The sequence below is a fragment of the Rhodopirellula sp. UBA1907 genome (assembly GCF_002337565.1).
GTDB classification, from domain to species: domain Bacteria; phylum Planctomycetota; class Planctomycetia; order Pirellulales; family Pirellulaceae; genus Rhodopirellula; species Rhodopirellula europaea.
Map to the genome: position 1 here is coordinate 58222 of NZ_DDGH01000083.1, position 16470 is coordinate 74691.

12 protein-coding genes are annotated in these 16470 nt (G+C 57.1%); 5 read left to right on the forward strand and 7 right to left on the reverse strand.

From position 1 onward, the window contains the following. Positions 1-859, forward strand: an 859-nt coding sequence (locus B2R17_RS17715) for an alkyl sulfatase dimerization domain-containing protein (RefSeq protein ID WP_286765027.1), incomplete at its 5' end; no start/stop codon positions are given. A gap of 71 nt (positions 860-930) precedes the next feature. On the opposite strand, the gene gltX is transcribed toward B2R17_RS17715, so the two are convergent. Then, a complete protein-coding gene (gltX, locus tag B2R17_RS17720) occupies positions 931-2478 on the reverse strand; it encodes a glutamate--tRNA ligase (protein WP_286765028.1) in 1548 nt (515 codons plus the stop codon). A gap of 481 nt (positions 2479-2959) precedes the next feature. Then, a complete protein-coding gene (locus tag B2R17_RS17725; protein ID WP_286765029.1) occupies positions 2960-5425 on the reverse strand; it encodes a TolC family protein in 2466 nt (821 codons plus the stop codon). A gap of 567 nt (positions 5426-5992) precedes the next feature. On the opposite strand from B2R17_RS17725, the gene B2R17_RS17730 reads away from it, so the two are divergent. Together B2R17_RS17730 and B2R17_RS17735 are read left to right on the forward strand one after the other, a co-directional pair. Beyond that, the gene (locus tag B2R17_RS17730) at positions 5993-7258 is read left to right on the forward strand and encodes a PHP domain-containing protein (RefSeq protein WP_286765030.1); all 1266 of its coding nucleotides are present in this window, start codon (positions 5993-5995) and stop codon (positions 7256-7258) included. A gap of 56 nt (positions 7259-7314) precedes the next feature. Continuing rightward, positions 7315-7716: a hypothetical protein gene (locus B2R17_RS17735; RefSeq protein WP_008664088.1), complete on the forward strand. Its 402-nt coding sequence runs from the start codon at positions 7315-7317 to the stop codon at positions 7714-7716. A 155-nt stretch (positions 7717-7871) separates the two neighbouring features. Here B2R17_RS17735 and B2R17_RS17740 read toward each other — a convergent pair whose 3' ends face one another. The 4 genes from B2R17_RS17740 to B2R17_RS17755 all read right to left on the reverse strand — a co-directional run bounded on the left by B2R17_RS17740 (position 7872) and on the right by B2R17_RS17755 (position 11367). Next, positions 7872-8288, reverse strand: coding sequence for a GNAT family acetyltransferase (locus tag B2R17_RS17740; RefSeq protein ID WP_286765031.1), 417 nt, complete (start codon positions 8286-8288; stop codon positions 7872-7874). 197 nt (positions 8289-8485) lie between these two features. After that, complete coding sequence (locus B2R17_RS17745) at positions 8486-9094, reverse strand: LutC/YkgG family protein (protein ID WP_008664084.1); 609 nt, start codon at positions 9092-9094, stop codon at positions 8486-8488. After that, positions 9091-10542, reverse strand: a complete 1452-nt coding sequence (locus tag B2R17_RS17750) for a lactate utilization protein B (RefSeq protein ID WP_286765032.1) — start codon at positions 10540-10542, stop codon at positions 9091-9093. The genes B2R17_RS17745 and B2R17_RS17750 overlap by 4 nt, the downstream gene beginning before the upstream one ends. 30 nt (positions 10543-10572) lie before the next feature. Further along, positions 10573-11367 (reverse strand): (Fe-S)-binding protein, encoded by a 795-nt coding sequence (locus B2R17_RS17755; protein ID WP_286765033.1) that lies wholly within the window; start codon positions 11365-11367, stop codon positions 10573-10575. Between the two features lie 192 nt (positions 11368-11559). Here B2R17_RS17755 and B2R17_RS17760 point away from each other — a divergent pair, with 192 nt between their 5' ends. Next, the gene (locus tag B2R17_RS17760; RefSeq protein WP_286765034.1) at positions 11560-12564 is read left to right on the forward strand and encodes a 4Fe-4S dicluster domain-containing protein; all 1005 of its coding nucleotides are present in this window, start codon (positions 11560-11562) and stop codon (positions 12562-12564) included. A 126-nt stretch (positions 12565-12690) separates the two neighbouring features. Here the strand turns inward: B2R17_RS17760 and B2R17_RS17765 are convergent, their stop codons facing one another. Then, positions 12691-14115 carry a class II fumarate hydratase gene (locus B2R17_RS17765; RefSeq protein WP_011121489.1) on the reverse strand — a complete coding sequence of 475 codons (1425 nt, stop codon included), beginning with the start codon at positions 14113-14115 and terminating at the stop codon, positions 12691-12693. Positions 14116-14371: 256 nt separating this feature from the next. Here B2R17_RS17765 and B2R17_RS17770 point away from each other — a divergent pair, with 256 nt between their 5' ends. Beyond that, the gene (locus B2R17_RS17770; RefSeq protein ID WP_286765035.1) at positions 14372-16264 is read left to right on the forward strand and encodes a GntP family permease; all 1893 of its coding nucleotides are present in this window, start codon (positions 14372-14374) and stop codon (positions 16262-16264) included. The last annotated feature ends 206 nt before the right edge of the window (positions 16265-16470 follow it).

Consider the following 16470-nt stretch of genomic DNA (forward strand, 5'->3'; position numbering starts at 1 on the left):
GGCCAACACCGAAGACGGCGACCGTGGCAAAGGATTCCTTCCGCCGACTGTCACCGTCCCCAGCGACGGACTCAAAACGACAATCGCGGGCGTCGAAATCGAATTTCATAACGGACCAGGCGAAACCGGCGATGCCATGTTCATCTGGCTGCCAAAGGAGAAGGTGCTGCTTGCGGGTGACAACTTCTACAGTTCCTTCCCCAACCTGTATGCGATTCGCGGAACGGCCTATCGCGACGTGCTGAGTTGGTCCGAGAGCGTTGCCAAGATGGCGACGTTCAAACCAGACGTCCTGATCCCCGGCCACACCATGCCGATTCAAGGTCAGGATGCCGCCACCACCGCACTGAACGATTACAGCGAAGCGATCCGCAGTGTCTACGACCAAACCGTCCGCGGCATCAACGCCGGCAAAGGTCCTGATCAACTGGCACACGAAGTCAAGCTTCCTGAACACCTAAAAGACAAGCCGTACCTGATTCAGTTTTATGGTTCGGTGCCGCACGCGGTACGAGCGATCTATGCCGGGCTGTTGGGCTGGTACGACGGCAACCCAACGACGTTGAATCCGCTGCAGCCGAAACTCAAGGCGAAGAAAATGGCTGAACTGGCGGGCGGCGCACAGGAGCTGACCGAGCAGATGGAATCAGCCCTGGCAAAAGAAGAATTCCAATGGGCGTTGGAACTTTCCGACCATGTGAAATGGCTAGACGATGCCGACGTCAAGCTCGCACGCAAGGTCAAGATCGCAGCACTCCGGGCTCTCGCTGCGAGGGAATACAATGCGCCAAATCGCAACTACTACCTCAGCTACGCCAACGAACTCGAGTCAGGTCAGTTGAGCGAAGTCTGGTTCTAGGATTACCGAGACAGGCCAAGGTTCATCTCGGTGGGGGACCACCGAGCGACAGGTTGCGAACAACCGCTTGCCTAGGACAGGCCGGCGATCGTTTTTTCGATTCGTGCGGTCACCTTGTCTTTCCCCAAAACCGCAAGCGTGTCGAACATGCCGAAGCCGCTGGCCGCTCCAGTCGTCGCCACTCGCAACGCGTGAATGATTTGGCCGATCTTGATGCCCTCTGATTCGCAGAACGACTTCACAGTGGTCTCCACGTTGGCGGCGTCAAACTCGGTCGCTGCTTTCAAAGTCTCATTCAGCTTCGCAAGCAACTCCTTCGCGCCATCGGCTTTGACCAAACGTTTCTCGTAGGCTTTTTCGTCAACGGCATAATCGTCCACGAAGCAGTAGTCGAAGTCGATGATGTCGCCGGCCATCTTCAAACGATCACCAGCCGCAGCAACCACGGCCGACAACGCTTCATCGGAATCCCCTTCGGCAACGAAGCCAGCGGTAACCGCAAACGGACGCACCAATTCGGTTCGCTTCTCATCCGAAAGTGCCGCGAACGCGTCGCCTTGAAACGATTGCAGTTTGGCCGGGTCGAATGAGGCGGGAGCTTTGTTGACGCGATCCAGAGTGAACTTCTCGATCATTTCCGCGATCGTGAACTTCTCGGTTTCGCCATCGAGCGACCACCCGAGCAACAACAGGTAGTTCAACAACGCATCGGGCAGGAACCCGATCTCGCGGTAGAAATCGACCAACACGGGATTGAACGTGTCCGCGTCGACTTGCATGTTGCAACGCTCGGCGATCTTTTCACCGTGAGCCAACAACACGGCGAAGTCACGGTTCTTTTTGTACTTGTCGAGTTTGCGTTTGCTCAACTTGGCCGATCCACCGGGCTCGGCCACGTAGGGCAGGTGAGCATAAATCGGCAGGTCATACCCGAGCGACTGAGCGATGAAGACTTGGCGAGCCGTGTTGGGCAAGTGTTCCGCGGCGCGAACGACGTGCGTGATCTTCAGTTCGTGATCATCGACGACGCTGGCCAGGTGATACAGCGGACTGCCATCGGCACGCGCGATCACGTGGTCTTGTTCGGACGCCCATTCGACAACGACTTCGCCGCGAATCAAATCTTGGATCACGCATTGGCCTTCGCGTGGCATCTTCAGACGCACGACGCCTTGCCGACCTTCGGCTTCGAATTTGGCTGCGGTCGCTTCGTCTTCCGCCATCCAGCGTCGATCGTAGACAAACGCCTCGCCAGCTTTCTGGGCTTCTTCGCGAAGCGTTTGCAGTTCTTCCGGTTTGGCGAAATCGCGGTAAGCGTGCCCGTCGGCGAGCAGCTTCTCAGCAGCGGCTCGGTACAAATCGCCTCGTTGCGATTGAAAGTAGGGACCATGCGGGCCGCCGACATCGGGGCCTTCGTCCCAGTCCATCCCGAGCCAACGAAAACCATCCAGGATCGGTTTCAATGCCGCATCGACGTTTCGTCCGGCGTCCGTGTCATCGATCCGAAGAATGAATTGTCCGCCAGCCTGTTTCGCGAGCAGCCAATTGAAAAGTGCGGTGCGGACGCCACCGATGTGCAAGTATCCGGTCGGGCTGGGGGCAAATCGCGTGCGAATCATGGTCGGAAAACAGTGGGGATAAAAAGGTGTGTGGGACGACCGGAGCTGCTCGAGCTTGGATTGGACTGAGTCGACCGGCGTGCAACGCCAATGCTAGCAGGCCGTCGAAACTTTCCTAACCCGCCAACCGCAACTCGTCCCGACTTGCAAAAACCACAACGGGCTTCCGAGTTCACCCCGTACGATGGGCTTCCAAGCCCGTCGGTGCTCGGCTCAAGTTCTCGACGGGCTAGGAAGCCCATCGTACGGCGAGATTCTCGACTGGCTAAAAGCCCGTCGTACTTGTCTGAAAACGACGAAAAGCCCGACGGGCCTGCAAGCAGACCGGTCGAGCTAGTCGTGGGGGTGGGTCGTGGATCCAACGCGCGTGTGTCGGACGACAACCACCCAAGCCTCCGCCCCTACGAAGGTGATGAGAACCGTTCCGAGTCTGCCAGCGATCAGCCGGTCAGTGACTCAGATCTGGTTCGTGTTCAGTGTTTCAGCGAGGAATGGGTTTCCGTCGCACGGGTTGCGGTGCGTACTCGGCGGGTTCCGCAGCCGATGTCGCTGCGGGTGCCGTGTAGGCGGCCGGTTGGACTCGGCGAGCCGTTCCCCACGACGCACCATCGTTGGACGATGCGGCGGGCGATCGAAGTGGCTGAGCCGATTCAATCGAAGGAGCCGGAGTTGGGACGGTCACGGGAGGTGACAGTCGATCGATGGGCTGAGGAGCCTGCAACATTTCGTGAGTGCTGTCGCCGTACTCGCTCAGTGGTTGGTCTTCGATCCGGATTGGATCGCGAACGATTCCCATGTCCATTGGCAACGCTTCGCCGTTGGCATCGCCGAAGATGACCTGGCCATCCGCCGCGTTCATCTCGAACTCACCCGGCGGCAAGATTTGCCCGTGGGTGTTGGCACCACTGCCGATGATCTGCGAAGCGGAGTCCGCATCACGAACCGGCCCTTGGCGAACCACGCCTGGACGAGTCACACCGTACTGCAACTTCTTGCCAGCACTTCGTTCACGAGCACGTTCCAGTGCATCCCAGTAGGCTTTCTTATTCCAAGGTCCTTCTCGCAACACGATACCACTGTTGGCCAGCAAGGTGCCCTTCAAGTAGTCGACGTAGCTCAACGATTTGCTGTATTCAGCCAAGGCTCGGTAGTAGCTGATTTCTGCTTGAGCCTTTCGTTGTTGACTCTGCAGGACCACGTTGATGTCCGACACACCCGATTCATATTGGGCCAATCGAATTTCGACTTCGGTCTCGAAAGCTTGCCATTGCTGCGCGTTAGTTTGCGTCAGTTGGTAGTGCGACTGAGCCTTGCGGATCGCATCGGACAATTTGCTGACCAACAAACGTTCGTCTTCTTGCAACTTCGAACGTTCACGGACAATTCGAAGCTTTGCATTTTGGATTCGTGCCAATTCGCGGCGGGCTCCAAAAGCGGGAGGAGTCACTTCAAGACGAACTGCCCCCTCTTGGAAATCGCCACCGGTCAAACTGCCCAGTGCTGAACTTCCAGGTTCAGGAAATTCGCCGGTTCCACCATCGGGAGGACCAAGCGTGTCACCGACACCCACCCAGCGATAAAGTAACGACAGGTTCACCTCTGGAAGGATTTGGTTCTTTGCTGTGATCAGCTCCAACTCTTGTTGTTTGATGCGGGTCTTCGTTTGACGCAGTTCGGGCGACAGGTACAGCATTTGTGCAACCGACTCGTTCCAGTCAAATTCAACACGTGCGAGGGTTGGCTCGTCGATGGGACGAATCAAGCGACCATCGGTTGCCGCCAATCCCATCAACTCACGCAGACGGTTTTCCGAGCCATAGACACCGAACCGGTCAGGGCCGGGCAGGTTCGATCCGGCGAGTGCAGTCTCGAGCTGAGCCTTGAACTGGAAGTATTGACCTTTTGCTTGCGACAACTCAAAGAGTGTGCCGTTGCCATTTTCCATCGCCAAGCGGGCAAACTGTGCCGTCGCCATAGCGCTGTTCCGAGCAACCACCGAAGTGGCCACGTTGCGGTAAGCAACGTACAGGTCCCAGTAGGCGTTCTCGACATCGCGGACCAAGTTGCGAACCTGGACTTCGTATTCGGCAATCGACACGTCTTCGTTGAGGCTGGCCAAGACAACCGGAACACGGTTGACCAAGGTGCCTCGGTTCCGCATCAATGGCTGCTGCACTTGAGCTTCCATCGAAACGGTGTAGTCACTCATGTTCACCCGCGATGCGGAGTTGGCTGCCAGCGGTGCAGTCGGAAGGTTGTTGTGTCCGTACACCAGTTGATGACGAAGTGTGGCAACGCCACCGGTAGCGAACCGTTTGCTGATCGCGGCTTGGGCCGTCACGTCATCTGATTGAAACAGCGAGGTTGAAACAGCACTGTTGCCCGAGTTTCGTGGACGGTCGGTGTTGCTGTAACTGATGAACCCGCTGGCTTGAGCATCGAACTCAGCCAAAGCATCTTCGACGCCACCAACTTGGTTGGCTCGCAGAACACCACGAGGCAGTGTGCGGTTGCCATTGCTGTCAACGGTCAACGGGACCGACTGAGTGGTTGATTGCTGGATGGCGACGTCGTAGACGCTACCAAACTGATCGGAAGAACCACTGATGAACTGGTCAGCCACGTTTTGACGCGTTTCTGCGATGCCGCTGGTGGTGACGAAGAACTTCGCATTTTGCAATGCGATGTTGGTCGCTTCTTCCAGCGTCAAATCCCAGAACTGGTAGTCGTGATTACCGATCGCCAGCGGAGGCAACGCCTCCGTCGTTTCGGGCAGACTCTCCACGTCCACATCCGGATATTCAATCTGGGTGGCTGAGTTGAGATAGTAGTTCAGGTCCGGAGACTCGTTCAAGAAGAACGGCTGAGTTGGAGCGCACCCACAGGCGATCAGGAGGGTGATTCCCAATTGCAGTTGTGCAGTCAAACGGATCAATGAGCGATTCATGCCCTGGACTTCCCTGGCGCGGTGCCGCCGCAGAACATACCCCACGAGTGCCGCGAGTGCGGCATGGTATGTCCCCGGTCGGGCCGAGTGTGGAAAGCCCCCCTACAAAAGTCTCGCCCATCATCGTTCCACCGAATGGAACGAGACCTTCATCCGAAAGTAGGTATCGGGTTCCGATCGGGTAAACTTTGACGGCAATCCGAAAAATCGTGAAGTTTTTCGCCAGCCGTCCTTGAGGCTCACTTTCGAGCCAAATACGCAAGGATTCTGGCGGCTCGCTCCATGAAGATTTGATGGGCAACGAATGTTTCGTTCTGAAGCGTCCAGTACAAAGGACGCTCGTCATGAAACACTTCCGTGAAACTTGCCTGCGCGCAGAACATTTGTCCACAGACATCCCGTCGATCAGCGTTCCTCCCCAAGCCAACTGACTCGACGCAACAACGTCCGCCGCGATCGCTTAACGTTCCTAATGATGATGAGCCTTCACGCGAACCGCTGCAGACAACCGTTCAACTTCGTGACTTGCACTCGACCTCCCGCCAACTCTCTCGCCTGAATTCCACCATGAAACTGACCAAGCGTTTGCACCGTCGCCTCCTGCCTTTTTCCCTCGTCGCACTTTGCCTCACCATTCCGTGTTTCACACCACTGTGTCACGCCGATGAACCGGCACCCCAATGGTGGAAGGGAAATATCCACACACACTCGCTCTGGAGCGATGGCGATCAATTCCCTGAGATGATTGCGGACTGGTACCAATCCGAGGGCTACAACTTTCTGGCCCTGACCGATCACAACGTGCTCAGCGAGGGATCGCGATGGATGGACTACTCGAAAATCCTGCAGCGCAGCGACGATGGAATTCTGGACCGCTACCGAGCCCGATTCGGCAACGCCTGGGTGGAAACTCGGGGCACCGAAGGCGAAGCCGACTACCAAGTGCGACTCAAACCGCTTGATGAATTTCGATACCTGGTCGAACAGCACGACCAATTCATCCTGATTCCCGCGGAAGAAATCAGCGATCGCGGGGAAGGTAAACCGGTTCACATCAACGCAACGAACCTGGCCGAAGCCCTCGAACCCGCCGGAGGCGACACGGTTCGCCAAGTGATCGAGAACAACCTCCGAGCGATCCTGGAACACGAAAAAGCACACGGCCGAGAAGTTCTGCCGCACGTGAACCACCCGAACTTCCATTACGCCGTCACTGCCGAGGACCTCGCCTCGGTTGTGTCGGAACGGTTCTTCGAAGTCTACAACGGGCACCCAGGAGTCAACCATCTTGGCGATGACGAACACCCCAGCATCGAACGCATGTGGGACATCATCAACGCTCTGCGTCAGACTTCACTGAACGTCCCGCCGATGATGGGTATCGCGACCGATGACAGCCACGAATACCACGGCAAACCCGGATCGCGTCCCGGCCGCGGGTGGGTGATGGTCCGCAGCCAATACCTGACGCCCGAGCACTTGATCCGAGCGATGAAACGCGGCGATTTCTATGCGTCCAGCGGAGTCAGCTTGGACGACGTGAAATACGACGCCGAATCGAAAACCTTGTCGCTGCAAATTCAATCCGAACCCGACACGACATACCAAACCAAGTTCATCGCGACGCTGGCAAATGCGGACGGCTTGATCGACGAACACCGGATCGGAGTGACCGTCGCCACATCCGACAGCCTTCAGCCTCAGTACACGCTGACGGGGAAGGAACTGTACGTTCGGGCAGTCGTGACCAGCAGCCAACCTGCCCGAGACCCATCGTTCAAGGACCAAAAACAGCAGGCCTGGACCCAGCCTGTTGGCTGGGAATCGCCCTGATTCGCTGCTTTTCGGCTGTTTGAACCCGCGAGATCTCGGGACCGTGCGTGAACTCTATGTTGATTGGCCGATTTGGGCAGGTTATCGTAGAAAGCATGAGCAAGAACAAAAACCTAAATATCTCCCGGGGTCCCGAAGGCTGGACCGTTCGAATCGTTCGCGAAGGCGAGCAGCACTCCAAGTACTTTCGGTTCTCCGATGGCGGGATCCGAAAGTCGCTGGCCAAGGCCCAGAAATGGCGTGACGCCAAAATCAAAGAGCTCGGCGAGCGACAATGGCGCAAAGGGCCTCGCAAGAAACCCACCAACAACACGTCTGGCATCACAGGCGTCAGCAGAAACTTCTACGGCCGCTGGGTCGCGACTTGGCAGGAAGACGGGGTCCAGCGTTTCTTGACGTTCAAGACCAAAAAAGAAGCCGTCGCACACCGAAAAGCGATGATCGAAGGAATGGGCTAGCCGTACGACGGACTTCCGAGTCCGTCGGTGCCAAGGACGATTGATTTTAAGGGATTTCGTAGGGCCATCGCTCCGCGCCCCAACCCAAGCGTTCCGGCAATCCTTTGCGCGTCCGCTACACGATGCCTGCGACATGGACTTCGCCGTCGAATTGATCACTCGCCGGTCAGCTTTCCCATGCTGATTCGTTCTTCGACTTGGAATCCGAGTGATCGATAAAACGCGACGACCTCGCTGTTGTCGGCGATCACTTGCAAGTTCACCTTCGGGCAACCACGACGGGACAGCTCCGATTCAGCATGCCGGACCAATCGAGTCCCCACGCCACGTCGCCGGAAGGCAGGCGACACCGCGACGGAATACAGCCATCCACGATGCCCGTCGTATCCGGCCATCACCGTGCCCGCCACGTTCGCATCGTCCGTCGCCACAAAGAACAATCCATCGTCCGCCGCCATCTTGCGATCGATCGAGGTGCCAGGATCATTGTGCCCAGTGGAACGAGGAAACACCGCCAACCAAAGATCCACAACCGCATCACGATCATCGGCGACGTAATTGCGTATCAGCATGTATCCTCGCCCTAAAGACGTTCCATCGACGCCCAAACAACAACTGCTTCGCGATCAATGTCGCGAAGCCCCGCGACTCAACGGGCTGTTAATTTAGCCGTATACCGAATAACAACAATTAGCCATTCGGCGTTAGCCCCGGTGGGCGTTTGACTAGCCGCCGCTAACGCGGTACGGCTCATCAAATCAACAGCCCGTCAAGGCAGCAGAAAAACCTGGAGCTTGCGGCATCCGTGGGCGCCCAGAACCAACGACTGCTCGATGTCGGCCGTTTTACTGGGGCCAGAAACAAAGACGCCAAAACCTGGGCTGGGAGCACCGATTCGGGCATACGCTTCGTGCATGTTGTTCAGCAGATCGGATCGGGAGATCACAATCGCCAAGTACTGGGCGATGAAGATCATCACTCGGTGAGGCAACGTTTTGCCATCGATCCAAATCGCTCCATTTTCCGCGACACCAAACTCGCCGCGAACGATCGTCCAGTCCAATGTCGACAATGCATGCGGGTCATCGATGGTCGCCAGATCCACGGTGGCCGTCACCGCCTCGGGAACGGTCGAGGCAATCCGACGTGCGGACTGGAAAACCTCGATCGCCTGCAACTTCTCGTGAATTTCGCTGGGCGTATCGACCAAGTGAGCTTCGCCACCCACCGATGCCAACGTTTCTTGAAACTGCTGCAGTCGGTCATCAAACTGCACAACGCGAGCGGGATCAATGGTGGGTAGTTCGGGCGCGTCCACAACGCAGCCTTTCAACCGATCTAAAATGACTTGCCGACTGTTGGATTGTGTTTCGCTCATGATTGCTCCTCCCGCGAAACTGTTTGCGAGCCTGATGGCCGGTTCTTGGCGTACCACTCGTGGAACGATTTCTTTGGCGGTTCGGGGAGGTCTCGGTCTTTCGCCCAAGTGTTAAAACGGTTGTGAGTCAGCGATTTCGGCAACACCTTCAATGCGACTCGGCCCAAGTAGCCCGCCGCCGCGAACAACGGTGGATTGCGGAACAAGAACGAAGCAGCCTTCATCGCCATTCGCTTGTTCCAAGCAACCAGACGCTTGCCCACCAAAACTTTTCGCCAAGCCAACAACTGATGATGCAAAGGAATCTTGACCGGGCAAACATCGGTGCACGAACCACACAGACTGCATGCGAACGGCAAACTCTTGTGAGCCTTGGCGTTTTTTGCCGGCCCCAAAACGCTGCCGATCGGCCCCGGCACCGTGGCTCGATAGCTGTGCCCGCCACTGCGTCGATACACCGGGCAAGTGTTCATGCAAGCACCGCAGCGAATGCAGTGCAACGAATCGCGAAACGTCTTGCTGTCGCGAATTTTGGATCGACCGTTGTCGACCAAGACAATGTGCAGTTCGCTGTTCTCGTCACGCGGCCCGTGGAAGTGGGACGTGTAGCTGGTGATTGGTTGGCCGGTCGCACTGCGAGCGAGCAACCGGGTGAAGACCGAAAGATCCTGGAACCGCGGCACCAACTTTTCGATGCCCATGCAAGCGATGTGAATTCGCGGCAAGGAAACACCCAAGTCGGCGTTGCCTTCGTTGGTGCAAACGACCAAACCGCCAGTGTCAGCGATCGCGAAATTGACGCCGGTGATTCCGACTTCACCGCTCAAGAACTTGCCACGCAGGTGGCCGCGAGCGGCTTCCGTCAGAACTTGCGGGTCAGACTCGCCGGCGCGGGTTCCGAGGTGTTCGTGAAAGGTATCGCCGACCTCTTCTTTCTTGATGTGAATCGCCGGCAGCACAATGTGACTGGGGGTTTCGCCACGCAATTGAACGATGCGTTCGCCCAAGTCGGTGTCGACAACTTCGATGCCGTTTTCGATCAAGTATTCGTTCAGACCGCACTCTTCGGTCAACATTGATTTGCTTTTGACGATACGAAGCGTGTCGTTGCGGCGTAGCAAATCCAAGACGATGCGATTGTGTTCTTCGGCATCGGCAGCCCAGTGAACAACCGCACCCAAACGAGTCGCGTTGGCCTCAAACTGTTGCAAGTATTCCGGCAGTTTCGCGATCGTGTGCGTCTTGATCGCTGACGCCTGTTCGCGAAGGTATTCCCATTCGGGAATTGATTGCGCCTGCTTGTCACGTTTGCTTCGAACGAACCACAACGAATCATCATGCCAATGCGATCGAGGCTCATTGGTCACGAACTCGCGGGCGGCGTTCGGGTGATCGACGATGGGAAGAGTGGATGTCAAGGAAGTCACTTCGCTTAGGAATTCATTCAATCAAATAAGAGCACCAGATCGGTCAGTCGGTCAACGACTCGCGATCGCTGGTGCGGATCGATCCGATCCGGACGAATCGGACTTCATCGCTTCGGCCAGCACTTCAGCAATGTGTTTGACCGACATCGGCATGTTGCGTCGGCGAATCAATCCGCCCATGTGCATCAGACAACTCATGTCGCCGGCGATCATCACTTCGCTGCCGGAGGAAATGTGGTCGGTCACGCGGTCAATCCCCATCGCCACACTGGTCTCCCGTTCAGCAACCGCAAATGTGCCGCCAAAACCACAGCATTCATCGACACGGGTGATTGGTTTGATTTCGATTCCATCCAACGATTCCAATAACATCCGCATCTTGTCTTCTCGCGGCGTCATGTTTTCGCTGCACTTCCCGAGGCGCAGTTCTCGCAAACCGTGGCAACTGGAGTGGATGCTCACGGGGCGGTTGAAAGTCCCTGGAATGGAACGAACCCCCAAGCGATCGACAACGAATTCGCACAACTCATACGTGTTTTCACGCAAATGCTGGAATTCGGTGTCATTGGGCCCAAAGTAGTCGGCATAATGATTCCGAATCATCGACGTACAACTGCCCGAGGGGCACACGACGGCGTCGTAGCCCGCGAATCGCTTCACCCATTGTTTGGCGACGGGTGCCGTGTCGGCATCACACCCCGTGTTGGCCATCGGCTGTCCACAACAGGTTTGCCCCGCCGGATACTCGACTTCGACCCCTAAACGTTCCAACAGTGTCAACGTCGCGATCGCGACATCCGGAAAGAACTGGTCGATGTAGCAGGGGATGAACAGAGCAACAGTCATGCGAAGCTGAGAAGTGGGGCAGATGAGGGGGAAAATCGCGCATGGAGGCAAACAGATCGCGCTAACGCAAAGAGTATAGACTAACGGTCCAGTGCCGTAGAGAACGCCCTCCGCAGAATTGGTTCCGGTTGATTTGTCGCTGCTCAAGAGTCAGGATGAAGTCCCGCCCCATTCGCCTCCTTCGGATGAAACATGATCTCCGCCGCCAAACCCACCACGTGCACGCTGGTTGTTTCCAAGGGACAATCTCGCAATCCGGCCAAACGAGGCCTGGAATCGGCGATCGCACAGGCCGCGGGTCAGCTCGACGGCGTCGAAGTCATCATGGTCCCTCACTTGTACGATTTGCCCAAGGGTGGCGAATCCCTGGAATTGCTCCAGAAAATTGAGGGCGACCTGATCGTCTGCAGCTGGATCTTTTCGCGAGCCGCCCATTGGGTCCTCGACCGCAACGGAATCGGCGGCGTCACCGGGGAAGTCGAATTAGGTGCCGACGAACCGGACGAGGAAGAATCCCCTTCCGCGACCGCTGAATCCGCGACGGACGAACAGGAACCGGTCGATCGGGTGACGGATTTGTACCCGCGTCCCGACCGGACGATCCACTGCCTAGACCTGAAGGTATCGGAGTCCGCGGACGACTTCATTGGCGAAATCAAACGCATTTTGAACATCGCCGACGAGGCCGATCGATCGCTGCCCATCGTCGGCGGAAAGATCGTCGAGGTCGACGAAACAACCAGCCGACGCTGGTACCCGGTCATCGACTTCAGTCGCTGCACGAACTGCATGGAATGCATCGACTTCTGCTTGTTCGGCGTCTACGGCGTCGATGGAGTCGAAAACATTCTGGTCGAGCAGCCGGACAACTGTCGCAAAGGTTGCCCGGCGTGCAGCCGAGTGTGCCCCGAGAATGCCATCATCTTTCCGCAACACAAAGCACCCGCGATCGCCGGCGCCGTGACCGAAGGCGACGAGGGATTCAAAATCGATTTGTCCCAGCTCTTCGGTGCTCCCACCGACAAGGGCGACCCAATCGCAACCGCCGCCCGAGAACGCGACGAACAGTTGCTGCTGACCGGTCGTGAAGCGGTTGGAATCGACGACAACCTGAAAAAACGACAGGCTGCGTTAAACGAGAAACCCAAAGACAACCTGGATCGCCTGATCGATTCGCTGGACGAATTGGATCTGTAGAGTATTCGCGACCAGAGGTTTTCGGGCTGGACGACATCCATACCGACGGCCTTGGGAGGCCATCGTACTTGGGTTGTTGGTTCTTCTCGGCGGGGACCGCCGAGCTACAGGTTGGGGAAATCGGAGCTACGCTTGTGGCTCGGTCATTTTCCAAGGATCCAACGCTTCGGTGAGGACATCGTCGGCCAAGATTCCTTTTTCTTTGCACAGCTCGCGAATCGTTTGACCGGACTTGAACGCTTCCTTGGCCAACGCCGCGGCTTGTTCATAGCCGATCAACGGGTTCAGGCTGGTGCACATCGACAGGCTCTGCTCCACCGAGGCTTCGCAAGCTTCTTCGTTGGGCTCCATGCCATCCAAGCAGAAATCGATGAACGCGGTCACGCCACCGGCCAGCAGCTCGATGGATTCCAAGATGGTGTGAGCCATCACGGGCATCATGATGTTGAGTTGGAAGTTCCCGCCGCAGCCGCCGCTGACCGTCATGCAAGTGTCGTTGCCGATCACGCGGGCGGCGACTTGCATCAACGACTCGCACATCACTGGGTTGACTTTGCCGGGCATGATCGAGCTTCCCGGCTGGCGAGTCGGCAATTTGACTTCATAGAAACCACAACGAGGCCCGCTTCCCAGCCAGCGAATATTGTTCGCCAGACCGAGCAACGTTTGAGCGACGCATTTCAGTCCACCGTGCGAATCGACCAAACCATCGCGATTGGCGTTGCCTTCGAAGTGATTGACCGCTTCGATGAACGCGATGCCGGTTTGCTCCGACAAACTGGCCGCGACGCGAGCACCAAATTCTGGGTGCGTGTTGATGCCGCTGCCAACCGCCGTGCCACCGACTGGCAGTTCCAGCACCGCGTCTCGGGCGGCCTCGGCTCGGGCGATCGACAATTCGATTTGACGAGCAAATCCGCCGAACTCTTGCCCCAAACGCAATGGCGTCGCGTCCATCAGGTGAGTTCGTCCGATCTTGATGATCTTGTCCCAGGCCTGAGCTTTTTCCGTCAGCGATTCGTGCATGCGTCGGAGCGCCGGCAGCAACCGATTCTCGATTTCGTAAGCCGCCGCAACGTGTATCGCGGTGGGGAATGTGTCGTTGGTCGATTGCCCCATGTTGATGTGATCGTTGGGGTGGATCGATTTTTCCTCGGCCATCCGGTCACCGCCATCGATTTCGATCGCGCGGTTGGACAGCACTTCGTTGATATTCATGTTGCTGCTGGTGCCGCTGCCAGTTTGGAACACGTCCACGGGGAACTGATCCGCCAACTGTCCCTCGGCCACTTCTTTGGCGGCAGACAACATCGATTCGACTTGACCATCGCTGAGCGGGTTCTTGCCCGATCCCGTCAGCTTTCCGAGATCGCGGTTGGCAATCCCGCAAGCCAATTTGACGCGTCCCATCGCGGCGATCATCGATGGCGGAAGCTGCCAGCCGCTGACAGGAAAGTTCTCGACCGCACGTTGAGTCTGGGCACCGTAGTAAGCGTTTTGCGGCACGCGGACTTCGCCCATCGAGTCGCGTTCGGTTCGAAAATCGGTCATAGCGATAGCTGGATCAACAAGGAGAGAAAACGGGTCGTCAAAAGCAAAAACCGTGATGCCGATCATCGTAGCAATCCACTGAAACGGCGCGAACGACGCCCGAAACCCAAACTCTGCGATGGTTTCTGTTACTATCTGGCGTTCGGTCGAATCGTAGGAAACGAATCGCAAGACACGGCGGCCGAAAGTTGGGCGGACAGACCGCACTGCCCCCCCAAAACTCTGGTCTTCACAATCGACATTGGAAACGAATCGGATGATGCCTTGGGATAACGGGTCGGCGATGAAACGCTTGGCCGCTTGTTTGGGTTTGTTCTCGCTCGTGATTTTCTCGGGCGACCTTGATGCTGCCGAGGCCGCCGCCGAGGTTGGCTCACAAGCCACTGAATCCATTTCCATGACTCCCATTTGGATGGTTTTGGCAGGCATCGTCAGTGTTTTGGCCATGATCATTGGGCTGAAACTCAACGCCTTCCTGGCTTTGATCATCTCAGCCCTTTTCGTCAGTCTGTTGGTTGGATTCCAATCCGGAGCCGATGCGGGATCACGGATGGAAGCCGTCGTCTCGGCCTTTGGAGGTTCAGCGGGTGGCGTCGGCATTGTCATCGCCATGGCGGCGATCATCGGCAAGTGCATGCTAGACAGCGGTTCAGCCGACCGGATCGTTCGCACCGCGGTCGGTGTCACTGGTGAAAAGAAAGCCTCGCTGGGTCTGATGGTCAGCGGTTTCATTCTCGCCGTGCCGGTCTTTTTCGATACCGTTTTCTATCTGCTGGTGCCGCTGGCTCGCAGCCTTCACAAACGAACGCAGTCCAACTACCTGCGCTACCTGATGGCCATCGCCACCGGGGGAGCCATCACGCACACCTTGGTTCCACCAACTCCCGGCCCGCTATTGGTGTCCGCGATTTTGGGTGTGGACATCGGAATGATGATGGCCGTCGGTGCAGCCGTCGCCATCCCATCGGCGATACTCGGCCTCGTGTTTTCGATCATCGTCGACAAAAAAATGCCGGTCCCGATGCGACCGCTGGGTGCCAACGAAGACAAACACGAACCATTGGCCGAAGAACAATTGCCGTCGCTTTGGGCTTCGATGCTGCCAGTCATTCTGCCAGTCGCATTGATTGGTGCAGGCACCTTGGCCACGACGCTGGCCGACAAAGAAGATCGTGCCGCGATCACCGCAGCTGACATCGAGAGCTTCGAACTGCTCAGCGAAAAATTCACCGACGCCAGCGCCATGTCGCCCGCTGGTCGGTTGGTCGGCAGCACCAAGCTAACCGACGAGCAACGCGAAACGCTGAAGACACCACCGACCACACCTGAACAAGAAGCCTTGTTCGTCGCCGCGATGAACGACGCTTTGCTTGATCCCGATTTCTATGATGCCGACGCCTTTGACGATGTCGATATCCCCGAAGTCAGTAGCAAATTGATGGCTGCCAACCAACTTCGAATGAAACCGGTTGATCGCCGTCGAATGAACCGTGCTCTTTTGGATGCGGCCTACCCAGAGTTGCTCGCCGCCCATCGCTGGGACAGTTCGATGCGAAAGACCGCCAATTCACTGGGTCTATGGAGCAACCCAAACTTCGCACTGCTGTTGGCAGCATTGTCGGCAATTCTGACCTTCAAAATCGTCCGTCAATTGTCATGGCGAGAAGTCGGCGTTGATGTCGAGGAATCGCTGATGAGTGGCGGCGTCATTATCTTGATCACCGCCGCCGGGGGCGCCTTTGGTGCGATGCTCAGCGCGACCAACATCGCGGACACAATCCAACAATTCTTTGAAGGCCGCGAAGCTGCCGGATTGGCGATCCTGTTGCTCGCATGGTCGATCTCGGCCGTCTTGAAAGTCGCCCAAGGCAGCAGCACCGTTGCCATGATCATCGGCGCCGGAATGATGGCCGCGATCCTGGGCGGACAACAACCTCCGTTTCACTTGGTCTACGTTGCGACGGCCGTCGGCAGTGGATCGCTGATGGGAAGCTGGATGAACGACAGTGGATTCTGGGTGTTCACCAAAATGGGCGGACTGACCGAAAGCGAATCGCTTCGAAGCTGGACACCGCTGTTGGCAACACTGTCGATCGGAGGCTTGGTCACAACGATCATCCTCAGCCAAATCATCCCGATGGCAAGCTGAAGGTAGGGTGGCCCAACAAGGCCGCCGGACACGACGAAAGACCGTACGATGGCCTTCCGAGGCCGTCGAAACGGATCGGCCGGGAGTCTTCTGGAATGAGTCGATTGGCGTCAGCCTGGACTGCGAAACATGTTTTCCGGGGGTATGATGCTAGGCAGCAACCCTCGGCTACCATCTGACCTCCCTACCGGGACGAAGAAAGTCAG